The sequence below is a fragment of the Rhodococcus sp. C26F genome (genome assembly GCF_053345925.1).
The window spans coordinates 41,559-68,351 of sequence record NZ_JBKFBA010000025.1; the positions used below are offsets into that span (position 1 = coordinate 41,559).

At 69.4% G+C, this 26,793-nt stretch carries 28 protein-coding genes, 1 tRNA gene, 1 pseudogene and 1 riboswitch; of the genes and pseudogenes, 14 read left to right on the forward strand and 16 right to left on the reverse strand.

Annotation, left to right across the window (positions count from 1 at the left end):
- Nucleotides 1–399 (reverse strand): annotated as a pseudogene (locus ACLBYD_RS21105) (ABC transporter permease); the annotation flags it as partial.
- Nucleotides 400–498: 99 nt separating this feature from the next.
- On the opposite strand from ACLBYD_RS21105, the gene ACLBYD_RS21110 reads away from it, so the two are divergent.
- Nucleotides 499–1,326 (forward strand): TetR/AcrR family transcriptional regulator, encoded by an 828-nt coding sequence (locus ACLBYD_RS21110; RefSeq protein ID WP_447817969.1) that lies wholly within the window; start codon nucleotides 499–501, stop codon nucleotides 1,324–1,326.
- Between the two features lie 37 nt (nucleotides 1,327–1,363).
- On the opposite strand, the gene ACLBYD_RS21115 is transcribed toward ACLBYD_RS21110, so the two are convergent.
- The 7 genes from ACLBYD_RS21115 to ACLBYD_RS21145 form a co-directional block, all read right to left on the reverse strand.
- Nucleotides 1,364–2,182 carry a family 1 encapsulin nanocompartment shell protein gene (locus tag ACLBYD_RS21115; RefSeq protein WP_006551857.1) on the reverse strand — a complete coding sequence of 273 codons (819 nt, stop codon included), beginning with the start codon at nucleotides 2,180–2,182 and terminating at the stop codon, nucleotides 1,364–1,366.
- Entirely contained in the window at nucleotides 2,179–3,207 is a 1,029-nt protein-coding gene (locus ACLBYD_RS21120; RefSeq protein WP_447817970.1) for a Dyp-type peroxidase, read from the reverse strand. Before ACLBYD_RS21120 ends, ACLBYD_RS21115 begins: the two co-directional genes overlap by 4 nt.
- Before the next feature lie 75 nt (nucleotides 3,208–3,282).
- Nucleotides 3,283–4,884: an L-lactate permease gene (locus tag ACLBYD_RS21125; protein ID WP_413768184.1), complete on the reverse strand. Its 1,602-nt coding sequence runs from the start codon at nucleotides 4,882–4,884 to the stop codon at nucleotides 3,283–3,285.
- 4 nt (nucleotides 4,885–4,888) lie between these two features.
- On the reverse strand, nucleotides 4,889–5,317 hold the full coding sequence (locus ACLBYD_RS21130) for an HIT family protein (RefSeq protein ID WP_447817971.1): 429 nt from the start codon (nucleotides 5,315–5,317) through the stop codon (nucleotides 4,889–4,891).
- On the reverse strand, nucleotides 5,314–5,916 hold the full coding sequence (locus tag ACLBYD_RS21135; protein WP_447817972.1) for a TetR/AcrR family transcriptional regulator: 603 nt from the start codon (nucleotides 5,914–5,916) through the stop codon (nucleotides 5,314–5,316). The genes ACLBYD_RS21130 and ACLBYD_RS21135 overlap by 4 nt, the downstream gene beginning before the upstream one ends.
- Nucleotides 5,917–6,030: 114 nt before the next feature.
- Complete coding sequence (gene purB / locus ACLBYD_RS21140) at nucleotides 6,031–7,452, reverse strand: adenylosuccinate lyase (RefSeq protein ID WP_447817973.1); 1,422 nt, start codon at nucleotides 7,450–7,452, stop codon at nucleotides 6,031–6,033.
- Nucleotides 7,453–7,496: 44 nt separating this feature from the next.
- Nucleotides 7,497–8,111, reverse strand: a complete 615-nt coding sequence (locus ACLBYD_RS21145; protein WP_006551864.1) for a TetR/AcrR family transcriptional regulator — start codon at nucleotides 8,109–8,111, stop codon at nucleotides 7,497–7,499.
- A gap of 144 nt (nucleotides 8,112–8,255) precedes the next feature.
- Here ACLBYD_RS21145 and ACLBYD_RS21150 point away from each other — a divergent pair, with 144 nt between their 5' ends.
- Nucleotides 8,256–9,899, forward strand: a complete 1,644-nt coding sequence (locus tag ACLBYD_RS21150) for a GMC oxidoreductase (protein WP_447817974.1) — start codon at nucleotides 8,256–8,258, stop codon at nucleotides 9,897–9,899.
- 27 nt (nucleotides 9,900–9,926) lie between these two features.
- On the opposite strand, the gene ACLBYD_RS21155 is transcribed toward ACLBYD_RS21150, so the two are convergent.
- The 4 genes from ACLBYD_RS21155 to ACLBYD_RS21170 all read right to left on the reverse strand — a co-directional run bounded on the left by ACLBYD_RS21155 (nucleotide 9,927) and on the right by ACLBYD_RS21170 (nucleotide 14,953).
- Nucleotides 9,927–11,126 (reverse strand): pyridoxal phosphate-dependent aminotransferase, encoded by a 1,200-nt coding sequence (locus ACLBYD_RS21155; protein ID WP_447817975.1) that lies wholly within the window; start codon nucleotides 11,124–11,126, stop codon nucleotides 9,927–9,929.
- Nucleotides 11,127–11,157: 31 nt separating this feature from the next.
- Nucleotides 11,158–12,939 (reverse strand): CocE/NonD family hydrolase, encoded by a 1,782-nt coding sequence (locus tag ACLBYD_RS21160; RefSeq protein WP_447817976.1) that lies wholly within the window; start codon nucleotides 12,937–12,939, stop codon nucleotides 11,158–11,160.
- Nucleotides 12,940–13,023: 84 nt separating this feature from the next.
- On the reverse strand, nucleotides 13,024–14,277 hold the full coding sequence (purD, locus tag ACLBYD_RS21165) for a phosphoribosylamine--glycine ligase (RefSeq protein WP_447817977.1): 1,254 nt from the start codon (nucleotides 14,275–14,277) through the stop codon (nucleotides 13,024–13,026).
- Between the two features lie 10 nt (nucleotides 14,278–14,287).
- On the reverse strand, nucleotides 14,288–14,953 hold the full coding sequence (locus ACLBYD_RS21170; protein ID WP_060654149.1) for a nucleoside/nucleotide kinase family protein: 666 nt from the start codon (nucleotides 14,951–14,953) through the stop codon (nucleotides 14,288–14,290).
- A 132-nt stretch (nucleotides 14,954–15,085) separates the two neighbouring features.
- On the opposite strand from ACLBYD_RS21170, the gene ACLBYD_RS21175 reads away from it, so the two are divergent.
- Genes ACLBYD_RS21175 through ACLBYD_RS21190 form a run of 4 tightly spaced genes read left to right on the forward strand, consistent with a single transcriptional unit; the run spans nucleotide 15,086 to nucleotide 18,720 of the window.
- The gene (locus ACLBYD_RS21175) at nucleotides 15,086–16,195 is read left to right on the forward strand and encodes a serine hydrolase (RefSeq protein WP_447817978.1); all 1,110 of its coding nucleotides are present in this window, start codon (nucleotides 15,086–15,088) and stop codon (nucleotides 16,193–16,195) included.
- A complete protein-coding gene (locus tag ACLBYD_RS21180) occupies nucleotides 16,192–16,713 on the forward strand; it encodes an ArsR/SmtB family transcription factor (RefSeq protein WP_447817980.1) in 522 nt (173 codons plus the stop codon). The genes ACLBYD_RS21175 and ACLBYD_RS21180 overlap by 4 nt, the downstream gene beginning before the upstream one ends.
- Before the next feature lie 25 nt (nucleotides 16,714–16,738).
- Nucleotides 16,739–17,164, forward strand: a complete 426-nt coding sequence (locus ACLBYD_RS21185; protein ID WP_447817981.1) for an HIT family protein — start codon at nucleotides 16,739–16,741, stop codon at nucleotides 17,162–17,164.
- 56 nt (nucleotides 17,165–17,220) lie between these two features.
- Nucleotides 17,221–18,720 carry an MDR family MFS transporter gene (locus tag ACLBYD_RS21190; protein WP_447817982.1) on the forward strand — a complete coding sequence of 500 codons (1,500 nt, stop codon included), beginning with the start codon at nucleotides 17,221–17,223 and terminating at the stop codon, nucleotides 18,718–18,720.
- A gap of 25 nt (nucleotides 18,721–18,745) precedes the next feature.
- On the opposite strand, the gene ACLBYD_RS21195 is transcribed toward ACLBYD_RS21190, so the two are convergent.
- Nucleotides 18,746–19,846: an alpha/beta hydrolase gene (locus ACLBYD_RS21195; RefSeq protein ID WP_447817983.1), complete on the reverse strand. Its 1,101-nt coding sequence runs from the start codon at nucleotides 19,844–19,846 to the stop codon at nucleotides 18,746–18,748.
- A gap of 148 nt (nucleotides 19,847–19,994) precedes the next feature.
- On the opposite strand from ACLBYD_RS21195, the gene ACLBYD_RS21200 reads away from it, so the two are divergent.
- The 3 genes from ACLBYD_RS21200 (at nucleotide 19,995) to ACLBYD_RS21210 (ending at nucleotide 21,531) form a co-directional block, all read left to right on the forward strand.
- Nucleotides 19,995–20,201, forward strand: a complete 207-nt coding sequence (locus ACLBYD_RS21200) for a hypothetical protein (protein WP_447817984.1) — start codon at nucleotides 19,995–19,997, stop codon at nucleotides 20,199–20,201.
- Nucleotides 20,202–20,241: 40 nt separating this feature from the next.
- Nucleotides 20,242–20,307: riboswitch (guanidine-III (ykkC-III) riboswitch) on the forward strand.
- Nucleotides 20,308–20,320: 13 nt separating this feature from the next.
- Nucleotides 20,321–20,635, forward strand: a complete 315-nt coding sequence (locus tag ACLBYD_RS21205) for a DMT family transporter (RefSeq protein ID WP_006551875.1) — start codon at nucleotides 20,321–20,323, stop codon at nucleotides 20,633–20,635.
- A gap of 65 nt (nucleotides 20,636–20,700) precedes the next feature.
- On the forward strand, nucleotides 20,701–21,531 hold the full coding sequence (locus tag ACLBYD_RS21210) for a hypothetical protein (RefSeq protein ID WP_016694817.1): 831 nt from the start codon (nucleotides 20,701–20,703) through the stop codon (nucleotides 21,529–21,531).
- 15 nt (nucleotides 21,532–21,546) lie between these two features.
- Here ACLBYD_RS21210 and ACLBYD_RS21215 read toward each other — a convergent pair whose 3' ends face one another.
- Both ACLBYD_RS21215 and ACLBYD_RS21220 read right to left on the reverse strand, forming a co-directional pair.
- Nucleotides 21,547–22,416, reverse strand: coding sequence for a ribokinase (locus ACLBYD_RS21215; RefSeq protein ID WP_447817985.1), 870 nt, complete (start codon nucleotides 22,414–22,416; stop codon nucleotides 21,547–21,549).
- Nucleotides 22,417–22,460: 44 nt separating this feature from the next.
- Entirely contained in the window at nucleotides 22,461–23,072 is a 612-nt protein-coding gene (locus ACLBYD_RS21220; protein WP_447817987.1) for a TetR/AcrR family transcriptional regulator, read from the reverse strand.
- A 134-nt stretch (nucleotides 23,073–23,206) separates the two neighbouring features.
- On the opposite strand from ACLBYD_RS21220, the gene ACLBYD_RS21225 reads away from it, so the two are divergent.
- The 4 genes from ACLBYD_RS21225 (at nucleotide 23,207) to ACLBYD_RS21240 (ending at nucleotide 24,828) form a co-directional block, all read left to right on the forward strand.
- On the forward strand, nucleotides 23,207–23,680 hold the full coding sequence (locus tag ACLBYD_RS21225; RefSeq protein WP_447817988.1) for a general stress protein: 474 nt from the start codon (nucleotides 23,207–23,209) through the stop codon (nucleotides 23,678–23,680).
- A gap of 181 nt (nucleotides 23,681–23,861) precedes the next feature.
- Nucleotides 23,862–24,104 carry a hypothetical protein gene (locus ACLBYD_RS21230; protein ID WP_026061175.1) on the forward strand — a complete coding sequence of 81 codons (243 nt, stop codon included), beginning with the start codon at nucleotides 23,862–23,864 and terminating at the stop codon, nucleotides 24,102–24,104.
- Nucleotides 24,105–24,226: 122 nt separating this feature from the next.
- Entirely contained in the window at nucleotides 24,227–24,454 is a 228-nt protein-coding gene (locus ACLBYD_RS21235) for a hypothetical protein (RefSeq protein ID WP_447817989.1), read from the forward strand.
- A gap of 86 nt (nucleotides 24,455–24,540) precedes the next feature.
- Nucleotides 24,541–24,828, forward strand: a complete 288-nt coding sequence (locus ACLBYD_RS21240; protein ID WP_447817991.1) for a hypothetical protein — start codon at nucleotides 24,541–24,543, stop codon at nucleotides 24,826–24,828.
- A 32-nt stretch (nucleotides 24,829–24,860) separates the two neighbouring features.
- Here the strand turns inward: ACLBYD_RS21240 and ACLBYD_RS21245 are convergent.
- Nucleotides 24,861–24,935: transfer RNA gene (locus ACLBYD_RS21245), tRNA-Thr, on the reverse strand.
- A gap of 145 nt (nucleotides 24,936–25,080) precedes the next feature.
- Between ACLBYD_RS21245 and ACLBYD_RS21250 the strand changes: the two genes are divergently transcribed.
- Nucleotides 25,081–26,790, forward strand: coding sequence for a threonine/serine ThrE exporter family protein (locus tag ACLBYD_RS21250; protein WP_447817992.1), 1,710 nt, complete (start codon nucleotides 25,081–25,083; stop codon nucleotides 26,788–26,790).
- The last annotated feature ends 3 nt before the right edge of the window (nucleotides 26,791–26,793 follow it).

Below are 26,793 nucleotides of genomic sequence, written 5' to 3' on the forward strand. Positions count from 1 at the left end.
CGCGCCGATCGCGGCGGCCGCACCGGCGCCTCCGGCCGAGGCGGTGTAGACCTGCACCCCGTCGGGGCCGAGCGCGAGTCCGCCTGCCGCCTGGCGGTTCTCGATGGCTGCGGTCAGGGCGTCGGGACTGTCGAAACGCACGATCTCCCACTGGTCGGCGTCCAGATTCGCGCCGAGCGCGTCGACCGCCGGTGGAGGTCCGACCACCCCGAGTTCCATGTGGTGGGGTCCGCCGTTGACGGCGGGGAGAGCGAACGCGACGAGCATCACCGCGACGACGGCCGTGATGCCGACGACGAGCGCGACCAACTTGATCCACGGTGACCGGCCCTCATCGGGATGGACGGACGAGTCGGGGCTGCCGGCATCGCCGGCAGTCGGTGCGGGTGTGTTCGACATGATGAGCCCCTTCGTCGTGGTGCAACGCCTCCAGTCTGACACTCGACTACAGGATCCAGCAATCATGGTTTCACGTCTCGTCGGGCTAGACTGACCCTCGTGACCGCGACGAATCGAGCACCGGCACCGGACGACGTACCTCCCGCCCTGCTCGACGCCGCCCAGCAGGCCGCCCGCGAACTCGGCAGGGATGTCGCCGAGGTGCCGCTCGTCGAGATCGCGAAACGGGCCGGGATCTCCCGCAGCACCCTGCTGCGACGTCTCGGCGGCACCCGCAGCGCACTGGACGAGGCACTGCGCGCCGCCGGCATCGACCCCGGCGGTCAGCAGCCCGTCCGCGAGCGCGCGGTCGAAGCCGGGGCACATCTGATCAGCCGTCTCGGATTGGCTTCCGCGACACTGGAATCGGTTGCGGCGGAAGCGGGATGCTCGGTCTACAGCCTGTATTCGACGTTCGGTGGCCGAACGGGACTGCTGCAAGCCGTCTTCGAACGTTTTCGGCCGACGTTGCCGATCGACGCCGATACCGATCTGGGCGACGATCCGGTGGCCGTCATGACCGAGGTGTACCTGCGGATCGCCGATGCGTGGACGCGGGAGCCGCGAGTGCTGCCGGCGATGCTCGCCGAGGTGCTGGCCAACCCGCACGACCCGACGATCGCCGAACTGGTCGAGTACATCGTGCCGCGGTCGCCGGTGATGGAGGTGCTGGACTGGATCGAGGGGCAGGTCGCGGCGGGTCGACTGCGGGATCTGCCGCGTCTGCTCCTGCTCCAGCAGCTGATGGGACCACTGTTGATCCACGTCCTGCTGCGTCCGCACGCCGCCCGTGCGACCGGCATCGCACTCCCCGACCTCGAACGCACGTGCGCGATCTTCGCGGAGAACTTCGTCCGCGCCGTCGTGATCCGGCCGGACGGTCGGTGACCCGGGGCGCCGCACACGCGAACGCCCCGGGGCCGGCTCAGTGCGGGAGTTCGAGCGTCGTCGGCACCAGCGGAACCGAGGCCTCACCGGTGTAGACGAGGAAGGTGAACGACTCCTGGAAGTACAGGTTCACCGTCTCGGCGTCGTGCGAGAGGTAGCCGATCGACAGATCCTGACCGACCTGCAGGTCGTAGTCGCCACCGCGCGTGGTCAGCACGAACGCGCCGTCGATCGCCGGGGCCCAGATGAGGTCGCCGTCGATGAGGCGGCGCAGCTGTTCGCGGATCGGGTAGCCGTGGTCGGACGTCTCGCTGACCTTGGTGTACTCGTCGGCGCCGAGCAGGATCGAGTACGGGCCGCCCACACCCGCCAGTCGCAGCTGCGACAGCGCCTGGCTGATGATCTCCGGGAAGTCGCGGGGATCCTCGGGCAGCTGCAGGGACGGGTTCGACGACGACGCCCGGATGCCCTCGATACCGGCGGCCGCGTAACCCTCGAAGATCGCGCGGTCCTCGGCGAAGGCGATCTGGCGGGCCGCTTCCTTGACGGGGTCGAGGTCGATGTCGCGGGAACCGCGCTCGACGCTGTCGATCTCCTCACGCGACAGGGTGAACGGCACCCGCAGTTCGACGACCGGCGCGACGCGGTGCTGGCGCGCCCGCACTCCGGCGGCCGGGGGCTCGATCTCGCGGGTGCGGCCGAGACCCACCGCCGCGAAGTCGGTGCCGTGCGGTCCGGAGAAGTCGACCACGGTGCGCCCGGCGACGTGCCGCTTGAAGGTGCGCGCGGCCTCCTCCTCGATCTCGGTCCATGCCGCCTCGGAAATCGGGGCGAGGTCGCGATACAGATTGTTCACAGCGTCGAACTCCTTCGCAGAGCGCCAATTCCGAGTGATCCGTCGGCCGGGCGGCCGGCGGTCGAGGCACTCGAATCTTCGTGGGAGGGAATTTCCGCCGGTGACGGCGGAAGATCTTCGAGGAACTCCAGCGAGGGGCAGAAGAACAGCGACCCCGTCACCGCGGTGGAGAAGTCCAGGATGCGGTCGGTGTTGCCGGGCGGGCTACCCAGGAACATGTTGCGCAGCATCTGCTCGGTCACCTCCGGGGTGGCCGAGTAACCGATGAAGTAGGTGCCGAACTCGTCGGCGCCGAAGCTGCCGAACGGCATGTTCGCGCGCACGATCTGCTGCTCGACCCCGTTCTCGTCGACGATCACGTTCAGCGCGACGTGCGAATTCGCAGGCTTGGTCTCGTCGTCGAGTTCGATGTCGTCGAGCTTGGTCCGGCCGATCGCCCGTTCCTGCTCCTCCACCGTCAGCGAGTTCCACGACGCGAGGTCGTGCAGGTACTTCTGGACGACGACGTAGCTACCCCCGGCGAAGTCCGGATCCTCGTCGGAGACCAGGGCCGCTTCGACGGCCTCGTCGTCCTCGGGGTTCTCCGTGCCGTCGACGAAGCCGAGCAGGTCGCGGCGTTCGAAATAACGGAAGCCGTGGGTCTCGTCGACGACCCGCGCCGCTCCGCGCAGCCGGTCGTTGATCTTCGCGGCGAGTTCGAAGCACAGGTCCATCGTCGACGCGCGGAGGTGGAACAGCAGGTCGCCGGGGGTCGAGGGTGCCTGGTGCCGACCGCCGTCGAGCGGGACGAACGGATGCAGTTCGGCGGGCCGGGCGCCGTCGAACAGCCGGTCCCACATGTCCGAGCCGATGCCGGTGACGACCGACAGGCCGCCCTCCGGGATGCGGAAACCGACCGAGCGGCGCAGGCCCGAGAGATCTTCGAGCAGATCCCGCACGGTGTCCTCTGCGCCCTCGTCGACGGTGACGACGAGGAAGATCGCCGCTTCGGTGAGCGGGGTCAGTATCGGTTGTGCACGAACCACTCCGACAACGCTAGTGCACCCCGACGAAACAGGCATTCGCGGCACGCCGACGTTCGTCACTGCACAACTGCAGCGTCAAGGCACCATCCAGCCCAGCACCGAGGTGGACTGCAGCCACACGAGGACGGCGAGCACCGCGAGACCGGCGATGCTCAGCGGCCAGATCCGGCGCATGAGCAGTCCGTCCTTGCCGGACAGTCCCTTCACCGACGACACCAGCGCGAGGTTCTGCAGTGCGATCGGGGTGCCGGTGGTGCCGCCGGCCATGTTCCCGGCGACCAGCACGGTCGGGTCGAGTCCCGACTGCTGGGCCGCAGCGACCTGCAGGCTGCCGAACATCGCGTTGGAGGCGGTGTTCGAGCCGGTGACCACGACGCCGAGCCAGCCGAGCACCGGCGACAACAGCGCGAACGCCACGCCCGCACCGGCGAGGAAACCGCCGATCGTGGCGGTCTGCCCGGACAGGTTCATCACGTACGCGAGGGCGAGCACCGCCGTCACCGTCGCGAACGACCATCGCAACTGCACGACCGCCGCGACGAAGCATCGCACCGCGTCGGCCACCGCGACCTTCAGCACCGGTATCGACAGCAGCGCGGCGACGAAGACGAGGCTGCCCGGGGCGGTGAGCAGATCGATGGTGAAGGTCTCCGCGGTGGGAACGTCCCCGTCGGCCGTAGTCACGTCCACACCCGGCCAGGGGAACGACAGGCTCGCGTTCGACAACAGCGACGCCACCGGACCGAACCGGCTGACGAGGAAGACGACCACGATCAGGGCGTAGGGGGCGAACGCCTCGACGACGCGTCGTCGCGAGTCGTGGATCCGCTCGGCCGCGGCCCGGCGGGCCTCCCGATGCGTGGGGTGCACCTTCACCGCGACCAGCAGCACGAGCAGACCGGCCACGGCGCCGGCGATGTTGCTCAGCCCCACGGTGAGGTAGCTCGCGCACACGAACTGGGCGGCGCCGAAGGCGAGTCCGACGACGAGCGCGACCGGCCACGTCTCGCGAACTCCGCGCCATCCGCCGACCACCGCGACCAGCACGAGCGGGACGAACACCGCGAGCAGGCAGACCTGACGCGCGACGACCGGTCCGATCTCGTCGATCGGGATCTCCGAGACGCGCGACATCGTCAGGATCGGTGTGCCCATGACGCCGAGCGGGGTGACGACCGAGTTGGCGAGCAGCGACGCCGCGGCAGCACGCACCGGCGGCAGACCGGCACCGATGAGCACGACGGTCGCGACGACGATGGGGGTGCCGAAACCGGCGACCGCCTCGAGCAGCGCGCCGAACAGGAAGGCGATGACGATGGTGAGGATCCGCGGATCCGGGGATATTCGCCCGAAGGCGCGGGTGAGGACGTCGAAGTGCCCGGATTCGACGGTGAGCCGGTACACCCAGACGGCGTTGACCACCGTCCACATGATCGGGAAGAGACCGAAGACCGCGCCTTCGACACCGGCGCTGAGCGCGGATCCGACCGGCATGCCGTAGACCGCGGTGCCCACGATCAGGGCCACGACCACCGCGATTCCTGCGGCCGAATGCGACCGCAGCCGGAAGACGGCGAGCAGGACGAGCATGGTCAGCAGCGGGAGTACCGCCACCAGTGCCGACCACGCGAGCGACCCGCCGACCGGCGCGATCGGCTGAACGTATGCACCTGTCACTGCATCACGACCGGTGTGTCTCCACGGCGGTGCGGATGGTGGCGGCCGTGCCGTCGAGCACGGTCCGGTTCGGTGTCCGCCAGTCGGCGCGGATCCCGAAGCCGTCCCCGGCCCTACGCGGAACGAGGTGCAGGTGTACGTGGAAGACCTCCTGGCCGGCGGCCACGCCGTCGGCGAGGAACATGTTCACGCCTTCGATCGGGAGGTCGGACCCGCGCATCGCCGTGGCGATCCGTTGCCCCGCGGCGAACACCTTCGCTCCGTCGTCGGGATCGAGCTGTGCCAGTCCGGAGGCGTGCCGCTTCGGAATCACGAGCAGGTGCCCCGGAGTGAACGGGCGGATGTCCATGAACGCGAGCACGTCGGGTTCGTCGAGCACGACGCTGGCCGGCGACTGCCCGGCCACGATGGCGCAGAAGATGCAGTCCGTCACCGTGGCGTGGACTCCTCCGCACGTGCGGGTCCGCGCGCGGTTTCGAGCAGGCGCAGCAGTTCGCCCTGCACCGCAGGACGGTCGCGTACCGGGTCGTCGCTGTGCGCAAGGCACAACATCGCTTCCTCGACGGCCGCGACGAGCAGGTGCGCGAGCACCGACGTCCGCGTGGGCGACGCCTCGTAGGTGTCGGGATCGAGGGTGACGAGCATGCGCTCGATGGCCTTCAGCGAGGAGTGCCGGTGGGTCTCGCGGACCTCGGCCCAGCCGAGGACCGCGGGAGCTTCGATGAGCAGCAGCCGGCGGGTCGCGGGATCGTAGACGGCGTCGAGCGAGGCGAGCACGGCCTGGGTGAAGCCCTCCCAGGCGTCCTCGACCGGTTCGGCCGGGACCAGGGAGCTCTCCGCTTCCTTCTGGAGGCGTTCGATGACGCCGCGGAACAGATCCCGCTTGTCGGCGAAGTGGTGGTAGAGCGCACCGCGCGTCACCCCCGCGACCGAGACGATCTCCTCCGTGGCCGCCGCCGCGTATCCGTCGCGCAGGAACACCTCGCGCGCTGCATCGAGCAGCGCGGTGCGTGTTCGCGCTGCGTCACGCACCCGACCCGTATTTCCCGGTTTCACCGACACTTCGTTCTCCCCTGCTGATACCGCCACCCCCATCGGACACTCCCCCCGGCAGTCGGTTCCCGTGATTCCTGTCGAATCGGCTTCCTACAGAATCGGCGCCGGCGTGTACTTCGCTGCTTCCGGATACTGCGTTACGAGGTCCTGCACCGCCGCGACGACCGCTTCGACCTGCGCGACCGCAGCTCCGGCGAAGACCTCCCGGTCGGCCAGTGCCGCGTCGAGCGTGGCGCGGTCGAGCGGGAGCCGGTCGTCGGCGGCGAGACGGTCGAGCAGATCGGGTTCGCGACCCTCCTCGCGCATCGCGAGTGCGACGGAGACCGCGTGCTCCTTGATGACCTCGTGTGCGGTCTCGCGACCCACCCCGGCCCGGACCGCGGCCATGAGGACCTTGGTGGTCGCGAGGAACGGCAGGTACCGCACGAGTTCCTTCTCGATCACCGCCGGGTAGGCACCGAACTCGGCGAGGACCGTCAGGAAGGTCTCCATCTGGCCGTCGATCGCGAAGAAGGCATCGGGCAGGGCCACACGCCGGACGACCGAGCAGAAGACGTCGCCCTCGTTCCACTGCGCGCCGGCGAGTTCGGCGGCCATCGACGCGTACCCGCGCAGGACGACCTGCAGGCCGTCGACGCGCTCGCACGAGCGGGTGTTCATCTTGTGCGGCATCGCCGACGACCCCACCTGGCCGGGCTGGAAGCCCTCGGTGACGAGTTCGTGGCCGGCCATGAGCCGGATGGTGTGGGCGAACGACGCGGGACCGGCGCCGACCTGCACGAGCGCGGAGAGCACGTCGTGGTCGAGCGAACGCGGGTAGACCTGGCCGACGCTCGTGAAGACGTTGGCGAAGCCGAGATGCTGCGCGACCTTCTGCTCGAGCTGCGCGAGCTTGGCGGAATCACCGCCGAGCAGGTCGAGCATGTCCTGTGCGGTGCCCATCGGGCCCTTGATCCCGCGCAGGGGGTAGCGGGCGATCAGTTCCCGGACGCGCTGCAGTGCGATGAGCAGTTCGTCGGCGGCCGACGCGAAACGCTTGCCGAGGGTGGTGGCCTGCGCCGCGACGTTGTGCGAGCGGCCGGCCATGACGAGCGAGGCGTACTCGGTGGCGCGCTCGGCGAGGCGTGCGGCCACGGCGACACCGTGGGAGTGGACGTGCTCGAGCGACCGCAGGATCTGCAGCTGCTCGACGTTCTCGGTGAGGTCGCGGCTGGTCATGCCCTTGTGGACGTGCTCGTGACCGGCGAGGGCGTTGAACTCCTCGATGCGGGCCTTGACGTCGTGGCGGGTGACGCGTTCGCGCTGGGCGATGGACTCGAGGTCGACCTGCTCGATCACGCGTTCGTAGTCGGCGATCGCCTCGGCGGGAACGTCGATCCCGAGTTCGGCCTGCGCCCGCAGCACCGCGAGCCACAGCTGCCGCTCGAGCACGATCTTGTACTCGGGCGACCACAGGTCCCGGAGTTCGGGGCTGGCGTAGCGGGTGGCGAGGACGTTGGGGATGTGGCTCACACAAGTGAGTTTACGGTCCGGGTCTGCTCCCGTATTCCCCGACCTCAATCCTCGACCGGGGGCGCGACGGTCTCCACGACGTCGAGCAGGATGCCGCGCGCGAGCGAGCGTGGGTCGGGATCGAGCTCGCCCAGTCCGCCGAGGACCGCGCCGTCCACGACCGCGACGAGCCGGCGCACCTCACGGGGCCGTACGGAGCGGCAGCAGCGTTCGAGCAGGTCGGTGAGCAGGTGGTCGATCTGTTCGCGCATGCGTACCTGCACGTCGCGCAGTTCCGGATAACGCGCCGTCGCGACGCACCGCTCGTACCGGGAGATCAGGCGTTCGCGGTCGATGCCGCCGTCGCAGTCCCGCGGTCCGATCAGCAGTTCGACGATGAGATCGGCCGTGCCCTCGAGACTGCGCGGGAGCGGCTCGATGTCGCGGACGCGCTCGCGCATCGCATCGAGTTCCCGCTCGCTGTTGTAGTCGACCGCGCATGCGACGAGGTCGTCGAGCGACTCGAAGTAGTAGGTGGTCGATGCGAGCGGCAGGCCCGCGCGAGTGGCGACGGCCCGGTGGCGGACGGCGTCGATCCCCCCTTCGAGGATGAGGTCGGCCGCTGCCTCGACCAGCGCCTGACGGCGCCGTTCGCCCTTCGGGGTCGCAGCAATCGACACCTTCTCATGGTGACAGTCCCGAGCGTCTCACCAGGGGAAAACGGAAGTGGAGACCAACCGGTACCATTGCGCCCGCCCGCGCGTGTCGAGTCTCGGCGGGCGTTTCCCCGCGAGTAGGTCATCGAACGATCGGAGCCGGACCGGATGAGACGTCGACGCTTTCTGCAGGCATCGCTTCTCGGGGCCGCGCTGGCGGGCACCGGCGCCGCAAGTTCCGGCCTGAGCGGCATCGGTCTCCCCCGCGCGAATGCACTGCCCGTCGGGGTCGACGAGTACCGGCGTCTCGTGCCCGAGCTGTTCGTTCCGCCGCCCGCCCCGCCGGAGCACTCCGAGGTCGTCGTGGTGGGCTCCGGTTTCGGAGCGAGCGTCGCCGCGTTGCGCCTGGCCGAGGCCGGGAACCGGGTCACGATGCTCGAGCGGGGCATGCGCTGGCCCCGCGACCCGCATCGCGAGATCTTCACGACCGATCTGCTCGCCGACGGCCGCGGCTACCACCACCGCACCCATTTCACCGGTCCGACGGGCATCCCGGTGGTGTGCGACGACTTCGCCGGCGTCCTCGACGTGGTCGACTACCCGAACATGTCGGTGTGGCGCGGCGCCGCGGTGGGTGGCGGATCGATCGTCTTCACCGGGGTGATGATCGCTCCCGAACGGCACTTCTTCGAGCACGCCTTCGGCGGCCGTCTGTCCTACGACGAGATGACGTCCACCTGGTACCCGAAGGTGCGCTCGATGCTGCGCCTCGACCCGATGCCCGACGACATCTACAACGCCGCCGAGTTCACACACTCGCGGCGGTGGGACGACGACGCCCGCGCCGCCGGTTACAGCCCGCACCGCATCGACGGCATCTGGGACTGGGATGTCGTGCGTGCCGAACTCGCCGGCTCGGTCCGCCGGTCGGCCATCGCGGGCGAGAGCAACCTCGGCAATTCGAACGGCGCGAAGTTCGATCTCACGCAGAACTACATCCCGGCGGCAGAGGCGACCGGGCGCACCCTGGTGTGCCACGGTCACCGGGTGCTCGCGGTCGGTCAGGACGGCAACGGCCGTTACCGGCTCGACGTGCAGGCCGTCGACCCGACGGGCGCGGTGCTGCGCACCACCACGATCACGTGCGACCGCCTCGTCCTCGGCGCCGGATCGATCGGCACCACCGAACTGCTCGTCAAGGCGCGGCACACCGGTTCGCTGCCGAACCTCGACGAGCGTGTCGGCCGGGGCTGGGGCACCAACGGCGACGCGGTGCTCGTCCGCTCGTTCGCGCTCACCGAGGGTTTCGGCGGCGACCAGGGCGCGCCGTCGGCGTCGCGGATCGTCGACGAGTCCGGTCTGCCGCTGAGTCTCGAGAACTGGTTCGTCGCGGGCACCGCGAAGGACGTAGGGATGCTCGCCTCCCTCGGCATGACCCTCGACCCCACCCGCGCCGACTTCGCGTACGACCCGGGTGCCGATCGGGCGGTTTTGAACTGGCCGGCCGGTGGCGAACGCGAGAGCGTCGACGCCCTGCGGGCCGTGCACAACGCGATGGCGCAGGCCGGTGGCACGATCCCGGGCGCATCGCCGATGGCCGAGGACGTCAACGCGACCTTCACTGCGCATCCGCTCGGTGGTGCGGTGCTCGGCGAGGCGACCGACGGTTACGGCCGCGTGCACGGCCATCCCGGTCTCTACGTCGTCGACGGCGCGCTGATCCCGGGCAGCACCGGCACCGCGAACCCGTCGCTGACCATCGCGGCGCTGGCCGAACGGAACATCGCGCGGATCATCGCCGACGGGCGGTGACCCGTCCGCGGCGGTCCGGGCCGGCGATCAGGAGACGGGCAGCCAGGCCGCGAGCCGGTCGAGCGCCGCGGTGACGTCGGCGGTCGAACCCGCGAACGACAGCCGCACGGTCTCGTCGCCGCGCACGGTGTCGAAGTCGACGCCCGGTGCGAGCGCGAGCCCGGTGTCGTGGAGCAGCCGCGCGCACCACGCCGTCGAGTTCTCGCCGTCGAGCAGATGGCCGATGTCGGCGTAGACGTAGAAGGCGCCGTCTGCCGGTGCGAGTTTCGTGATGCCGAGATCCGGCAGCCCTTCGAGCAACAGTTCCCGGTTCACGGCGTAGCGGGAGACGTGCCCGTCGAGTTCGGTGCGGGCCTCGGTCCCGAACGCCTCGATCGCCGCGAACTGCGAGATCGACGGCGGGCACACCGTCATGTTCGACGCGAGTCGCTGCAGAGCCGGACGCATCGTCTCGGGCGCGAGCATCCAGCCGAGCCGCCAGCCGGTCATCGAGAAGTACTTCGACACCGAGCCGATCACCACCGAGTCGCGCGAGGTCGCCCACGCCGTCGAGGTCGCCGGTGATCCGGTGCCCTCACCGGTCTCGGACCGGGCGGTGCCGAACTCGATGCCGTGGTAGATCTCGTCGGAGATGAGCAGGCTGCCGTGCTCGTCGCACCAGCGCGCGAGCGCCGCGAGCTCGGACGGTTCGATCATCGTGCCGGTCGGGTTGGCGGGGCTGGCGACGACGATTCCCGCCGGCGGAGCGTCGAGTTCCTCGAGCATCGCGACGGTGGGCTGGTAGCGGGTCTGCGGGCCGCAGTCGAGTTCGACGACGCGGCAACCGAGCGCGGCGAGGGTGTTGCGGTAGGCCGGGTAGCCGGGGCGGGCGACGACCACGGTGTCGCCGACGTCGAGGGCCGCGAGGAACACCAGGGTGAAGGCGCCGGACGAGCCGGTGGTGACGACGACGTCGTCCGCGTCGACGTCGATGCCGTACTTGTGGCGGTGGTACGCCGCGATCTCCTCGCGCAGCGGCAGGATGCCGAAGGTCTCCGTGTAACCCAGCAGTTCCGCATCGATCGCCAGGTTGGCGGCCCGGAGCACGGGAGCGGGTGCGGGGGTCGACGGTTGTCCGGCGGCGAGACTCAGGACGTCGCCGTGGCTGCGCTGCCGCTCGGCGGCCGCCTTCCACACATCCATGACATGGAACGTCTCGATACCGGAGCGTTGGGATTCGGGGCGCACGTCGACGACGGTAGTACGCCCGCGTCGTTCGTCAGAGCCGGACGCGCTGAAGTCGGGTGAGGGCACCCCACGCGATCGGATAGTCCTGACGATCGACGACCTTCACCGGCGTGGCCTCCACATCGGTGGCCGCCTCGTCGGGTTCCGGCGCCGGTTGCGGCACGACCGGCAACAGCAGATGCGAGTCGAACTGTCCGCCGGCGTGCACGATGTGGAAGCCCTTGTTGATCGTGCGGTCGTGCCCGACGCGTGGGTTCTCGTCGAGGTCGTGGCCGGCGATGACGAGCACGAGGCTCGATCCGGCCTCGAAGAAGGTGCTGTGCGGCATGATCTCGATGTCGACCGGCACGATCTGGTCGGGCAGCAACGGCCAGTACTTCGTCTGGTCGTGGACGGGCCGGTAGGCGGTGGAGGCCTCCGGGTCCAGTGCCCGCCGCGAGACCCGCATCCATCCGTGGGCGACGAATCCCTTCTCGTATCCGCCGTGGCCTTCGAACCACACGTCGCGGCCGTGCTCGTCGCGCTTGGCGAGCCCGACGAACAGGTCCATGTCGTTGGCGTCCTTCGCCTGCACCCACAGACGCAGCGCCGCGTGCCCGGTGATCTCGGTGTCCTCGTCGAAGGTGTGGGTGAAGACGAGTTCGTCGCCCGCGACGGGGAAGGTGCGGCGGAACTGGCGGCTCTCGCACGGGGTGGTGCTCAGGTCGGCGTTCGCGTGGTCGAGGTGGAGTGCGACGTAACGGGTGTCGGGGACCGGCCACTCGGATTCGAGGCGTTCGGAATAGGTGCGCAGGTCGTGGCGGGTCTCGAGACGGATGCGCGGGGTGTCCTCGAAGCCGTTGTCCTCCTCCTTGAGGAACCGGTCGAAGAATCGTCGCTGGTAGTCGAGGGCCTCGTTGCCGTAGAAGGTCTGCCACATCTTCCGGCCGTGGGTATAGAGCCACTTGTGCTCCGACGCGATGCGGCGGTAGCCCTCGACCGAACCACGGGCACGCGGGCCCTGATCGGACCACGAGACGCCGACGAGCGCGGGCACGGTGACGTCCTCGAGCCGGGGCGGCGGGGCGACGTGACGGAAGAAGTCGGGGAACCGCCGCAGCAACCAGGGGGTGAACCGCCGGAGGGAGGCGGCGCCGCAGCGGGCCCCGGTGTTCATCGCGCTGTACCAGAACTCGCTGTAGCGGGTCTCGGGGATGCCGCCCTGGGTGAGGATGTCGCGGCAGGGATCGCTCACGCCCTCCCAGGGTGCGATGGCCGCGAGACAGGGCGGGTTGAGCGCGGCGGTGTACCACTGCAGCGTGGCGAGATAGTCGGCGCCGGCGAGGCCGACCCGGCCGTTGCTCCACTCCTGACCGCCGGCCCATTCCACGACGGACGCGCAGTCGAGCGCGGCCCGGCCGAGCAGCAGGCGGGGACGGCCGCCGCTCGCATGATGGCCGCGCATGTCCGCGACGACCAGGACGTAGCCGCGAGGAACCCAGTAGGCGGGGTCGGGCGCTTCGAAGGAGGTGCAGGCGCTGATCTCGAGATCGCCGATGTGGTTGCCGGATTCGGCGAGGTCGTCGAAGTCGACGGGATACCGGTCGACGCCGGCGTCCTTGCCGTAGGGGGTGACGGCGACCAGCACGGGGCAGCGGTCGTGTTCACCGGAGTCGGCAGGGCGGTAGACGTCGGCTCTCAGTACGGTGCCGTCGCCCGTGCGGATGGGTACGTCGCGCTCGACGAGGACGTCGTCCGGCAACCCGTGGACGACGACGTGGTGGTGCCGTAGCGGTGTCGGGTCCGGCGTCGGCGTTCGTCTTCGAGAAACCATGCAGTCACCCCTGGCGGCATCAAAGATGCACCGAGTGTGCAACATACACCCGGTAGGTGCAAGGTGAAGGACGAGGGTGAAAGGCTAGACCGAGATCCGGCCCTCGACGGCCGCCAGACCGATGTCGCGGCGGAAGTGACCGCCCGGCAGCTTGACGTCGGCGAGCCGATCATAAGCGGCCTCGCGCGCGGACGCGAGATCGGCACCCACACCGATCACGTTGAGCACGCGCCCACCTGCGGAGACCAGCGCACCGTCCTCGCGACGCTTCGTGCCGGCATGCAGCACCGTGTCGCCCTCGGCGCCGGTGATCACATCGCCGGTGCGCGGGGTGGACGGGTAGTACTCGGCAGCGAGCACCACGGTCACCGCGGCGCCGTCCTTCCAGCGCAGCGGCGGGAGCTCGGCGAGCATGCCGGTGGCGACCGCGTTCAGGGCCTCGCCCAGCGGGGACTCGAGCAGAGCGAGCACGGCCTGGGTCTCCGGGTCGCCGAAACGGCAGTTGAACTCGACCACGGCCGGGCCCTCGGCGCCCATCGCCAGACCCGCGTAGAGCAGTCCGGAGAAACCGCATCCGCGGCGCACCATCTCGGCCGCGACGGGCTCGACGACCTCGGAGACGATCCGCTCGACGCTGCCCTCGGGCAACCACGGCAGCGGCGTGTAGGCACCCATACCACCGGTGTTGGGGCCGGTGTCGCCCTCGCCGACGCGCTTGTGGTCCTGCGCCGGGAGCAGCGGCACGACCGTCTCGCCGTCGACGAGGCAGAACAGCGAGACCTCGGGGCCGTCGAGGAAGGACTCCAGCAGGACGGGGTGCCCGTTCTCGAGGATCTCGGCGGCGTGGTCGCGGGCGGCGGCGCGATCGGTGGTGACGACGACGCCCTTACCGGCAGCGAGACCGTCGTCCTTGACCACCCAGGCCGGTCCGAACCGGTCGAGCGCCTCGTCGAGGGTCGCGGGAGTGTCGACGACCTCGCTGTGGGCGGTGCGCACACCGGCGGCGGCCATGACGTCCTTCGCGAACGCCTTCGATCCCTCGATGCGTGCGGCGGCGGCGGACGGTCCGAAGCAGGGGATGCCCGCGGCGCGGACGGCATCGGCGACCCCGAGGACGAGCGGAACCTCGGGACCGATGACGACGAGGTCGGCCTTCTGCTCGGTGGCGAGGGCGACGACGCTGTCGGCGGAGGCCGCATCGACGGGGAACAGCTCGGCGACGTTCGCGATACCGGGGTTGCCCGGCGCGGCCAGCACGGCGGTCACGCCGGGGTCGCGGGACAGGGCGAGAGCAAGAGCATGTTCACGGGCACCGGAGCCGATAACGAGTACGCGCACGCAGGACAGACTACGGGACCGGTCTCCACACGAGATCGGCGCGGGAGCGCGTGCGCTGAACGGCTTCCGCATTGGGCAGATCGACGGTCCGCACCCATTCGCGTGCTCCGTCGTCGTCCCGTCCGTGGTGGCGGTGCCGGCGCACGAGACGTCGCGTGAGCGTGCGGCGGGGTGCGTCGATGTAGATGACGAGGTCGAGCAGCGGGCGGATGTGTTCCCATCCCCCGGTCTCGAACATCAGGTAGTTGCCCTCGGTGACGATCACCCGGGCGTCGGCCGGCACGGCGTGCACCGCCGCGATCGGTTCGTCGAGCGGCCGGGAGAAATCCGGGGCGTAGATCGTCTCGTCGCGGCACTGCCGCACCCGGCTCAGCATGTCGCGGAAGCCGGCCACGTCGAAGGTGTCGGGCGCCCCCTTCCGGTCCCGCGCGCCGAAGGTGTCGAGCTGCCGGTTGGACAGGTGGTAGCCGTCCATCGGCACCTGCCCGGTGGAGACCCCCGCGCACCGGAGGGCGTAGACGAGCAGCGCCGCGGCGCGACTCTTCCCGGCACCCGGCGGCCCGCACAGACCGACGACCGTGCGCCGATCCGCGGGAAGCCCGACGAGGACGTGTGTGACGAGTTCGTCCACGAGCACGCGCAGCGGCGCCTCCCGCACGCTCCCGTCACCTCCCATGAGCCCGACGATACGACCGCCCACGACCGTCGGAGTCGCCGTGAGCTCTCGACACGCCCACCCGACCGATCTATCGTTATTTCGAAAGTTCGAAATTCCGAACTAACCACCCCGACACGGACGGATATCGCCATGCCGAACAGGATCGGAACCACCCTCGCCGCGACGAGCGTCGTGATCGCACTCACCGGATGCGGACAGACCGACCCACCGGATGCCGACGTCGCCACACCTTCCGGCGCCGGGGACTCCGCGCCGACCGGTGAATGCATGCCCACCCCCGCCGCCGACGTGAGCACCGCCCAAGGCTGGATCGGCTACCTCGCCGAGAACTCCGACACGGTCGCCATCGCGGTCGACGACGGCAACGGCGGGACCTTCGAACAACGACCCGACGAGCGGCAACCGCTCGCGTCGGCTGTGAAGGTCGTGCATCTCGCCGCCTATGCCCGCGCCGTCGCAGCCGGTGAACTCTCCCCCGACGAGCGCGTACCGCTCGCCGACTGGGAACGCTGGCATCTCCCGGACACCGACGGCGGCGCACACCCCCGGGCTCTCGAACGGCTCGGTGTGAACGACCCGGAGGACACCGTCACTCTCGACGAGATGGTGTCGGCGATGATCCAGGAGAGCGACAACGCGGTCCCCGACTACCTGCGCGACCGACTCGGCGACGACGCCCTGCGCGAGGCCGCCGCCCAGGGCGGCTGGGACGACTTCACGCCGCCGACGATGCTCGGCAACACGCTCGCGCTGCTCGACCCGACGCTCGACGACTCGTCGGCGGTGTGGGACGCCGCGCGCCGCTACGCCTCCGACCCCGCCTACCGCGTCGAAGCGGTGCAGCACCCGGTGCCGGAGGATCTGTTCGCCCGGGTCGACCGCGTCCAGCGTTTCGACAACACCGGATCGGCCGCCGAGCTCACCGCCCTGCATCGCGCGATCGCCAACGGTTCGTTCGGTGCCGGCGGCGACCTCGCGCGTACCCACCTCGAATGGCAACCGTCCACGGTTCCGGGATTCGAGGGAGTCGGATTCAAGGGCGGTAGCCTGCCCGGCATCCTCACCGACGCGGTCACCTTCCGCCGCGACGACGGCACGATCGCGACCACGGTGATGCTCGCGTCCGGCATGTCGGACAGCGACTACGCGGGAGCCCTCGAATCGTTCGCCCACCAGGAGATGCTCGCCGCGGCAGCGAACGATCCCGATTTTCTCGAGCGGATACGCTGCGCGATGTGAGCGACGGCGACGTGAACGACGAGTACGAGGTCCGGATCGCGGATCTCGAACGCCGTGTGCGGATCCTCGAGGGCGACGCGACCCGCCCGGGCGCCGGGGACGGTCCCGGTCCCGGTGGTACCAGTCCCGTGGCGGACGTGGCAGGAAGCACGGGGTCCGTGACCTACGGGGGCTCCGTCTCCCTGCACGGCAACGTCCGCTGGAACATCGAGTACGACGCGGGCGCATCCCTCGCACTCGATCCCGTTCCCGTCGCCGCCGTCCTCGACGCCCTGGGCAACCCCGCGAGGCTGGCGATCGTGCGGACCCTGCTGCGCGGGCCCGCCACCGCCACCGAACTCCAGGAGGCCACCGACCTCACGTCGACCGGCCGGCTCTACCACCATCTCCGGGCTCTGTCGGCTGCGCGCGTGGTCGAGCAGGAGAGCCGCAACCGCTACCGGATCGCGCCGGAGAAGGTCGTGCCGCTGCTGGTCCTCACCGTCGCGGCGGCCGATGTCGGGGAACAGCTCCGGTGAACACGGTGTCCCTTATCCTCCCGGTATGACTTCCGTGTTCAGCAAGATCATCGCCGGTGAACTGCCGGGCCGTTTCGTCTGGCAGGACGACGACGTCGTCTCCTTCCTGACCATCAATCCCTTCACCGAGGGGCACGTGCTGGTCGTGCCGCGGCAGGAGGTCGATCACTGGCAGAGCGTGGACGACGACCTGTGGGCGAAGGTGAACGACGTCGCCCGCATCCTCGGTCGCGCCGTCACCGCCGCCTTCGACGCCCCGCGCGCCGGCCTGATGATCGCCGGCCTGGAGATCCCCCACCTGCACCTGCACGTCTTCCCCGCCTACTCCCTCGGCGACTTCGATTTCGCGACGGCCGAGAAGGATCCGTCGCCCGAATCGCTCGACCGCGCGCATCGGAAAATCAAGGACGCCCTGCGCGAACAGGGTCACGGCGAGCACATCCCGGACTGATCCGCTCGACGGGATATCGGCGGAACAATTCCGACCGGTATCCCGTTGTGTTCCTCGTGTCTTCTACTCCACCGAGTTCCCCAGCCCCGGCCGGTACGGCCGAGCCGCAGGCCGCTGCCGCACCGCGCGCCGGTCTTCTGATCGCCGTTCTCGTCGGGGCCGCATTCGTCGTCATCCTCAACGAGACGATCATGAGCGTCGCGCTGCCGAAGCTGATGGTCGAGTTCGACGTCGGCGCAGCCACCGCCCAATGGCTCACCACGGCGTTCATGCTGACCATGGCCGTCGTCATCCCGATCACGGGTTACCTGCTCACCCGGCTGTCGCTGCGCACGGTCTTCGCGATCGCGATGGGCAGCTTCCTGCTCGGCACCCTGATCGCCGCGAGCGCCCCGATCTTCCCGGTCCTCGTGCTGGGTCGTGTCGTCCAGGCCGTGGGCACCGCGGTGATGTTGCCGTTGCTGTTCACGACGGTGCTCAACCTGGTTCCCGCCGATCGTCGCGGTCGCACGATGGGCGTGATCTCGATCGTCATCGCGGTCGCTCCCGCGGTCGGCCCGACCATCGGTGGCGTCGTGCTCGACCAGCTGAGCTGGCGGTGGATGTTCTGGCTGGTGCTGCCGATCGCGGTCGTCGCGACGGCGCTCGGCCTGAGCTGGATCCGCAACGTCACCGAACCGGTCGCGGTTCCGCTCGACGCCCCGTCGGTGATGTTGTCGGCCCTCGGGTTCAGCGGTCTCGTCTTCGGTCTGAGCAGTCTCGGTGAGGCCGCCGAGGGCGATCCGCTCATGCCGCCGTGGCTGCCGCTGGTCGTCGGCATCGCGTCGCTGACGGTCTTCGTCCTGCGTCAGATCCGCCTCGGCGACGGCGCCCTGCTGGACATGCGCGCGTTCCGCACCCCGGCGTTCTCGCTCGCGGTCGCACTCGTGTCGGTGAGCATGATGTCGCTGTTCGGCACCCTCATCCTGCTGCCGATCTACCTGCAGAACGTGCTGGGTCAGTCGACGCTGACCACCGGCCTGATGCTGCTGCCCGGTGGTCTGGTCATGGGTCTGCTCGGCTACATCGTCGGACGCCTGTTCGACCGGTTCGGTCCGCGGCCGCTCGTCGCACCGGGGGCGATCATCGCCTGCGTCGCGATGTGGGGCATGACGACCTTCGACGCGACCACCACGATCGGCACGGTCATCGCCTGGCACGTGCTGCTCAACATCGGCCTCGCGTTGATGTTCTCGCCGCTGCTGACCTCGGCACTCGGAGCGCTGCCGCGGCGGTTGTACTCCCACGGCAGCGCCATCGTCAGCACGATGCAGCAGGTCGCCGGTGCGGCCGGTACGGCGTTGTTCATCACGGTGCTGACCCGCACGACCGTCGCGGGCGCCGAGAGCGCGGGCGATCCCGCCGGTGCGCTCGCGGACGGTGTCCACGGCGCGTTCACGTGGGGCGCGGTGATCGCGGTGATCGCGGTCGTCGGCTCGCTGTTCGTCCGACGGGCCCCGGAGCCCGAGGCGGATGCGGTGGAGCTGTCGGTCCCCGAGACCGCCGGAACGCACTAGCCGGCAGTACACACCGGCCCGGCACTCACGCGCCGGTCGTCACGACTTCCTGTTCGACGGGAAGCGTGGCGGCCGGCGCGTTGCTGTCCGCACACGGTTCGCGGAGGAAGGCGTCCAGTTCGACCCACGAGGTGTCGCGCGCGGCGCTGCCGGTGAGCATGCCGAGGTGCGTGCCCGGGACGCGGACGAAGCGCACCTGCGTGCCGACGAGCAGCCTCATGACGGGCTCGACCGCCGGGATCGGGGCGAGCACGTCGTCCTCGCCGCCGAACGCGAGCACCGGGACCGCGACGTCGGCGAGGTCGACGACCCGGTCGCCGAGGTGCAGACGTCCGGTGGCGAGTTGGTTGTCGACCGTCACGTTCGTCGCGAGCTGGTGGAACACGCGTCCCGCGTAGCCGTGGATCTCGTCCTGGAACCGGTCGACGCGTTCCATCCGCGCGAGCGTCTCCGCGTCGGCGAGGTGCGTCGCGACGAACCACGGACGCTGGATCTCACGTTCGATCGCGGTGAGGCGGTAGGCCGTGCGGACGATGGGTGCGGGCACCCCGCCGAAGACGGCGTCGAGCAGGCCGAGTGCGGGCTCGGCGACGAACCGGCCGACGAGCCGGGGCAGCGCCATCAGCGGGATCGCGGAGTAGTCGAGTGGACTGCCGAAGGCCGTCAGCGACCGCATCGGCAGATCGGGATGTGCCGCGGCGGTGAGCATCGCCAGCGTGCCGCCGATGCTCCACGCCACGACGTCCACCTCGCGGTTCCCGCACAGTTCGGACGTGCGGGCGATCGCTTCGGGGATGACGTCGTCGATCCAGAACTCGAGGCCGAGGGCGCGATCGACGGAGGTCATCTCGCCGTATTCGACGAGGAAGACGCTGCGTCCGAGCTCGAGCAGGTGCTCGACGAGACTCTGGCCGGGCATCAGGTCGAAGCAGGTGGGCGACGCGGCGAGCGGGGTCACGAGCAGCACCGGCGGACCGGCGTTCTCCGGGCCGAAGCGACGCAGCGTGCGGTGGCGACCGTCCCCGACGACCACCGAGGGAGTGCGATGGGGCGGCGCGATTCCGTCGGCGACGAACAACGACCACGCGTTCCGCGCGGCCTTCCCGACCACGTCCGTGATCCCCATATGTGACTCCTCCCCGAGTCGGCAATACCTGCTTGTTGCGCGTGCTCACGATAGTCGTGGGGCGTCGGGGCCCGCGCACCGGACGAACCGGACGGCACGACGACCCGCCTCCGAGAACCTGTCCGACGGCAGTGCTATCAAGTGGTGCATGACGTGCTCACAGTGCAACCACGATCTCGACCACTGCCACGGCACCCTCGTGATCCACGCCGATACTCGGGTCGACTGCACCGAACCCGACTGCGTCGACTTCGAGATCGTGCGGCACACCCTCGTTCTCGACTGCACCGAGCTGGACGGCGGATGCTCGTGCACGGTGATTGCGCAGGAACCACAGCTGCTGCGCGTGTCCTGAGCAATTTGCCAATACTCGCCCGGAATTCCTAACCTCGACTGAGGTGGCCGCCGGTCGGCCTCCCGGACGAGCGCACCGTACCCGGCCAGCGACAAGACGGTGCAGGAGCGTTGTACGTCATGGCCTGGATCGTTCTCGTCCTCTCCGGTGTGCTCGAAGCCGTGTGGGCCACGGCCCTCGGCAGATCTGCCGGTTTCAGCCGGCTCACCCCGACACTGGTGTTCGTCGTCGCCCTCGTCCTGAGCATGGCCGGACTCGCCTATGCCCTGCGCACCCTGCCGGTCGGGACGTCCTACGCGATCTGGGTGGGTATCGGCGCCGCTCTCACGGTCGGATATGCGATGGTCACCGGCACCGAGACCGCCTCGTTGCTGAAGCTCGCACTGATCGCGGGCATCGTGCTGTGCGTCGTCGGTCTCAAACTCGTGCACTGACCTTCTCGGACACCGACCTTCTCGGACACCGACGTTCTCGGACACTGACCGTTACAGTCGGTTCCATGAACCTCGGGTCCGTACTCGTGATGCCGGTGCGTGTGGGTCTGACCGCCGCAGAGGCCGCCCTGAGCGTCGCCGAGACGGTCGTCGGCACCGTGCGGGTCGCGGTGTCGCCCACCACCTACTCCGCGCTCGGCGCGGTCGGCCTGCCCGACACCCGCAGTTCGGTGGGTCTGCTGCAGCAGATCTCGAAGCTCACGTCGGAGGACCGCGGACTCGGGCACGCGTTGCGTCCCGGCGGTCCCCTCGACCGGCTGCTCGCGCCGGGTGGGCCGGTGGATCGACTCACCGAGCCGGGTGGCCTGCTCGATCGGTTGCTCGAACCGGGCGGACCCGTCGACCGGCTCACCGCACCGGGTGGTCCCCTCGACCGGATCCTCGCCGACGACGGTGCCCTCGACCGCCTCGTGTCCGAAGGTGGTCTGCTCGATCGCCTCACCGCGCACGACGGCCCGCTCGAACGGCTGCTCGCCCAGGACGGCGCGGTGGAACGGCTCACCGCGCCGGGCGGCATCGTCGATGTGGCGATCCGGCCCGGTGGGGTCGTCGAGCGGGCCCTCGCCCAGGGCGGCGTCCTCGACGTCCTGCTCTCCGAACGGGGCGCCCTCGAACGACTGCTCGCCGAGGGCGGTCCGCTCGATCAGATCGTCTCGCTCTCGGAGACCCTCGCGCATCTCACGCCCGGCATCTCGCAGATGAACGCGAGCATCGACATGTTGCAGGAAACGGTCGAGCTGCTGCGCGGGGCCGTCGGTCCGCTCGGCGACCTCGCCGGCCGGCTTCCCGGGCGCTGGCTGCGCAGCGGCAAGGGCGAACTGCTTCCGCCGCCCTGACGCGGTTCCGCCGTTTCAGCGATCGGAGCGGCGGGATGCGACCAGCCGGGCAGCGTCGGCCGATGCCCGGCGCGCTGCCGCGAACAGGTCCTCCCCCGTGCCGAGCATCGCGGCGAGCGTGCCGGCGAAATGATCGCCCGCCCCCGTCGTATCGACGACGTCGACCTGCGGGACCCGCAGATGTTCGATCGCGTCCTCGGTTCCGACCACGACGTCCTCCCCGCCCCGGGTGATCACCACGGTGCGTACCTGTTCGAGCAGGCGGGTCACGATCTCGTCGAAGGGGGTTCCGGCGGGAAGACCCGCGTAGTGCAGGGCTTCCTGCTCGTTGAGTACGAGCGGATCGGCGTCGGCGAGGACGTATTCGTCCAGGTCGATCACCGGGCTCGGATTGAGCACGAACCGGCGGTCGTGATCGCGCGCCCACTGGGCGGCGGCCCAGGTCACGGCGGGGAGCAGTTCGAGTTGGGTGAGCACCACCGCGGGATCGAGGGCATCGAGTGCGGCGGTCACGTCCTCGGCCTTCAGCAGCGAATTGGCCTCCGGAACGACGACGATCCGGTTCTGCCCGTCGTCGGAGACGATGATGACGGCCCGGCCGGTCGGGCCCGGTGTGGTGCGCAGATGGGAGGTGTCGACCCCGGCCCTCTGTTGCACGCCGCGCAGTACGTCGGCGGCATGATCGCTGCCCACCGCGCCGACGATGGCGGTGGGAGCCAGACGGGCAGCACCGATGGCCTGGTTCGCGCCCTTGCCTCCCGGATAGGTGCGCAGATGCCGGCCGAGTACCGTCTCACCCTCTTCGGGAGCACGTGCCACGACGACCGTCAGGTCGAGGTTCAGCGATCCCACGACCGCCACCACGCATCGACTCGACTCGGTCACGGGTCGAGCCTACGACCGATCGACCCGCGGGGGCGGGCCTACGATCACTGCCCCTTCGTGTCCGGTTCCAGTTCGGGACAGACGATGTGGACGACCTCGTCCGCCCAGGACTCCCCCACCTCGCCGTGACGCAGGTAGGCGCCGAGATACGCGCCGACGAGCATCGAGACGGCGGTGTCGACGTCGATGTCCTTGCGGATCGCGCCCGACTCGATCGCGGTGCGGAGCACGTCGGCGACGACCTCGCTCCGGGCATTGATGATCTCGCGGATCGACTCGGTGAACTCGGGTTCCTGGTCGGTGAGCAGTGCGCCGACACTGCCCATGCCCACCTCGTTCGACAGTCCGCGACGGATCAGCTCGAGGGTCCATTTGACGCGGTCGTAGACGCACAGCCCGTCGGGAACGCACGGCGAGGCGACCTGCGAGTGCAATGCCGCGTCGAGGATCTCCTCGCGGTTCGCGTAGCGCCGGTAGATCGTCGTCTTCGCGACGCCCGACAGCGCCGCGACCGCCTCGACGGTGACGCGGTTGGGCCCGTGAAGGCGCAGGATCTCGAGCGCGGCCTTCACGATGCGTGTGTCGGTCCCGGCACGCTCCTTGACGGGACGCCGCGACGTCAGGGCCACGGACTCCGTCTCGACCTCGCCCACCATGTCTACATCCTCCTCGCGCGGGCATACACCCGCAGGATTCCCGAGTCTCCCCGAAAAGGCGACCCCGAATCAAACACTACGAAACGATACGCTACGATGAGCGTATCGTTCCAATCGTCGACGAAGGGGAACGCATGACAGATATCTACGCACCGACACCCGGGCACTACACCGAATCCGAAACCGTCCTCGAGAGCTACCGCACCTACGACGCCGTCGAGAGGGCCATCGACCACCTGTCCGACGAAGGCTTTCCCGTGGAGTACCTGCGGGTCGTGGGCCAGGGAGTCACCACCGTCGAACACATCGAAGGCCGCATGACCAACGGGAAGGCAGCCCTTCGCGGCGCCGCCGCGGGCGTCTGGACGGGCCTGCTCTTCGGTCTGCTCCTGGCGCTGCTCCTGCCTGCCACCGGCATGACCACCGTGATCCTCGCCGCTGTCGTCTTCGGCGCGGTATGGGGCGGATCACTCGGCTTCTTCACCCACTGGAGCACCGGGGGACGCCGCGACTTCGTCTCGAGAAAGAGCATCGAGGCCTCGCGCTACGACCTCATGGTCGATTCCGAGTTCGTCGATCAGGCGCGCGAGAAGCTCGCACTGCGCTGACCGACCATTGTTTCTCCGATTCGGGAACCTCTTCGCCCACGCCGACCGGCGNTGGGCGAAGTCGTTTCCGGAGGAAAGAACAACACAAAAGGGATATTCCACCCGAATCACCACATTCGTTCGATGGGGATAATCCGTGTTTGCCCGGTCATTTCTTTCCACTGATGGCATGATTCGAGTTATGGCCGGATCGTCGAATACTCCCCCGAAGCCTGCTGTGGGCTCGAAGGTCGTCGTACGCGCGGGTGTCGCGGGCGACAAGGCCTGTCCCGGCACGATCGTCGAAGACTTCGGTCCCGCACAGGAAGCCGTGGGCGACAAGCTGGGTCGCGACTGGGCGCCCGTGCGCCGCTGGGCTGTGGCACTCGACGACGGACGGCTGATATTCGTCGATATGGACGCATTCGAATCCTCGAAGTCCTGATATCCGATCCATTTCGTCACTTCCGTATTCACACGCCCCTGCAGTGACATGCGGAGGGTGAACAACCGGGTGAACTGCGGCGGATCCGTTAACGCTCCGTGCGCCCGAACCGTTCTCCGGATATGACATGGATCGGTTGGCCGCTGCTCGGATGGTTCACGGCATCCCCGGTGGTCGCCCTCGTATTCGGCCGCGTCGCCGCGGCGCGCGACCTTCACGAGGCGCCGCGCACGATCGCGCCGGTGATCGACCTGTCCGAGCGCCGAGCACTCCGCCTCGGCGAATACCACCGGCCGGAGCAGGACGGCATCGGCCCGGCTACCCTCCCGGAGCCCCGTCTTCCGATGTAGGTTGTCCTTCTCGCCTTCGACGGGACAGGGGATCCGGTCCGGGCGAACACCCGCCCGTGCATGTGTGCCTCCCGGATCGAGGGACGATGACCGCAGACCGCTTCACCCCGGTCCCGCCCCGCAACGGCGCCGGGAACACGGCACTGATCGCGGGGATCGTCGCGCTCGCCTTCGCCTTCGTACCCGTCATCGGCGACTTCGTCGCGATCCCCGCAGGTCTGGTCGCGGTGGTGTGCGGATGGATCGGTCTCGAACGGGTCGACAGGGGCACGGCGACGCATCGTCGCGAAGCTCTGATCGGTGCCTGCCTGGGCGTCGCGGCACTGTTCGCCGTGTTCGTGGTCTTCGCAGCGGTTCACAGCAGCACCGGATGAAACAGGCCCGCGCGGTACGCGACGGGCCCTACTGGAGCCCCCTGTCAGGATTGAACTGACGACCGCTCGCTTACAAGGCGAGTGCTCTACCACTGAGCTAAGGAGGCACAGAACTCGACGGTCGCGGACGACGCGTGAGCGACGCCATCATATAGCGCGTCACACTCCCGGCGCGCACCCACCCGCCTTCGTTACGGTGGATTGCATGCCCACCCTCCCCGTTTCCCCCAGCCGTACCGGAGGCCGCGGACGGTGAGCCGCTTCGACGACTTCCTCGATCGGGTTCTCGGTACCCGCCGCGCGACCATCGACGCGGTCACCGAGGCGCCGGCGCCACTGCAGCCGATCGATCTGACCGACGATGCAGTGGTCGCCGAGGCGCTCGACGTCGCCGTGCGTGTCGGTGAGGTCCTGCTCGCCTCGGGCACCGGCGCGATCGACACCGCCGAACAGGTGCGGTTCGTCGCCGCCACCTACGGTCTGGCGCAGTGCGACGTCGACGTCACCTACAACTCGATCGTGCTGTCGGCCTATCGCGGACCGACCATGCCGCCGTCGAGCACGATGCGGGTGGTGCACTACCGCTCGATGGACTTCACGCGACTCGCGGCCGTCGACCGTCTGACCCGCCGCATCCGCCGCGACGCGATCTCCCCGGCGCAGGCGCACGAGGAACTGCTCGCCATCACTACCAAGGCGCATCCGTACAACCGTTGGGTGGCGACGATCGCGTGGTCGGCGATGGCCGCCTCGATCTCCGTGCTCCTCGGCGGCGACGCGCTGGTTGCGCTCGTCGCCTTCGGTTCGACGTTCGTGATCGACCGCGTCAACCGCAAACTCAACGCGGCCGGGCTGCCGTTCTTCTTCCAGCATCTGGTGGGCGGCATCGTCGCGACGGCCCCGGCGATCACCCTGTACGGGATACGGGAGACGATCGGGATCGAAGTGTCGCCGGGACTGATCATCGCGGCCGGCGTGACGGTGCTGCTGTCCGGTCTGTCGCTCGTGGGTTCGGTGCAGGACGCCATCACCGGGGCCCCCATCACGGCGTCGGCGCGTTTCTTCGAAGTGCTGATGATGACGGGCGGCATCATCGCGGGTGTCGCGACGACCCTACGGGTCGCGTCGGTGTTCGGCGCCGAACTCCCTCTCATCAGTTACGAGGCACTTCCCGACCTCACACAGCTGCCGACGAAGATCCTCGCCGGTGCCGCGGCGGCGTTGTTCTACGCCCTCGCCTGCTACGCCGAACGTCGCGCTCTCACGGTCGCCGCGCTCGCCGGCGCCACCGGCAGCCTCGGCTACCAGCTCGCGCTCGGGTTGTCGCTCGGTCCGATCATCTCGTCGGCGCTGGCCGCGACCGTCATCGGTTTCGCCGGTGGTCTGATGGCCCGCCGCGCGCTCACGCCACCGCTGGTCGTCGCGGTCGCCGGCATCACGCCGCTGCTGCCCGGTCTCGCCCTCTATCGCGGCCTGTACGCGATGCTCCGCAATCAGATGGCCACCGGCATGACGGCGCTGTTCTCGGCGTTCGGTATCGGGTGCGCGCTCGCCGCAGGCGTCACGCTCGGTGAATGGCTCGCCCGCCGCACGCGCAACCCGCGCGGTGTCCTCCGCGTCGGCGCGCTGCGTCGCCCGCAGCTGCGGCGGATCCCCCGGATCCGGCTCGACAAGAACCGCCCGGTGTGGCGTCCGGCGCCCGGCCTCACCACGGGTCCCATCCCGGTGGGATCGCTGCACACCGGCCCGATACCCACAGCTCCCGGGACGGGCCCCATCGCGACGGGACCGATCGCCACCGGCCCGATACCCACGGGCCCGATCGCGTCGGGTCCGCTGGCCACGGGCCCGATCCCCGTCGATTCGCACGGGTCGTCGTCGGGCCGGGAGGCAGGATCGTCCGTACAAACGACGAGAGCCACGCTGCGCTTTCGGCGCGGGCGTGACTCTCGGCGGATCTGACGG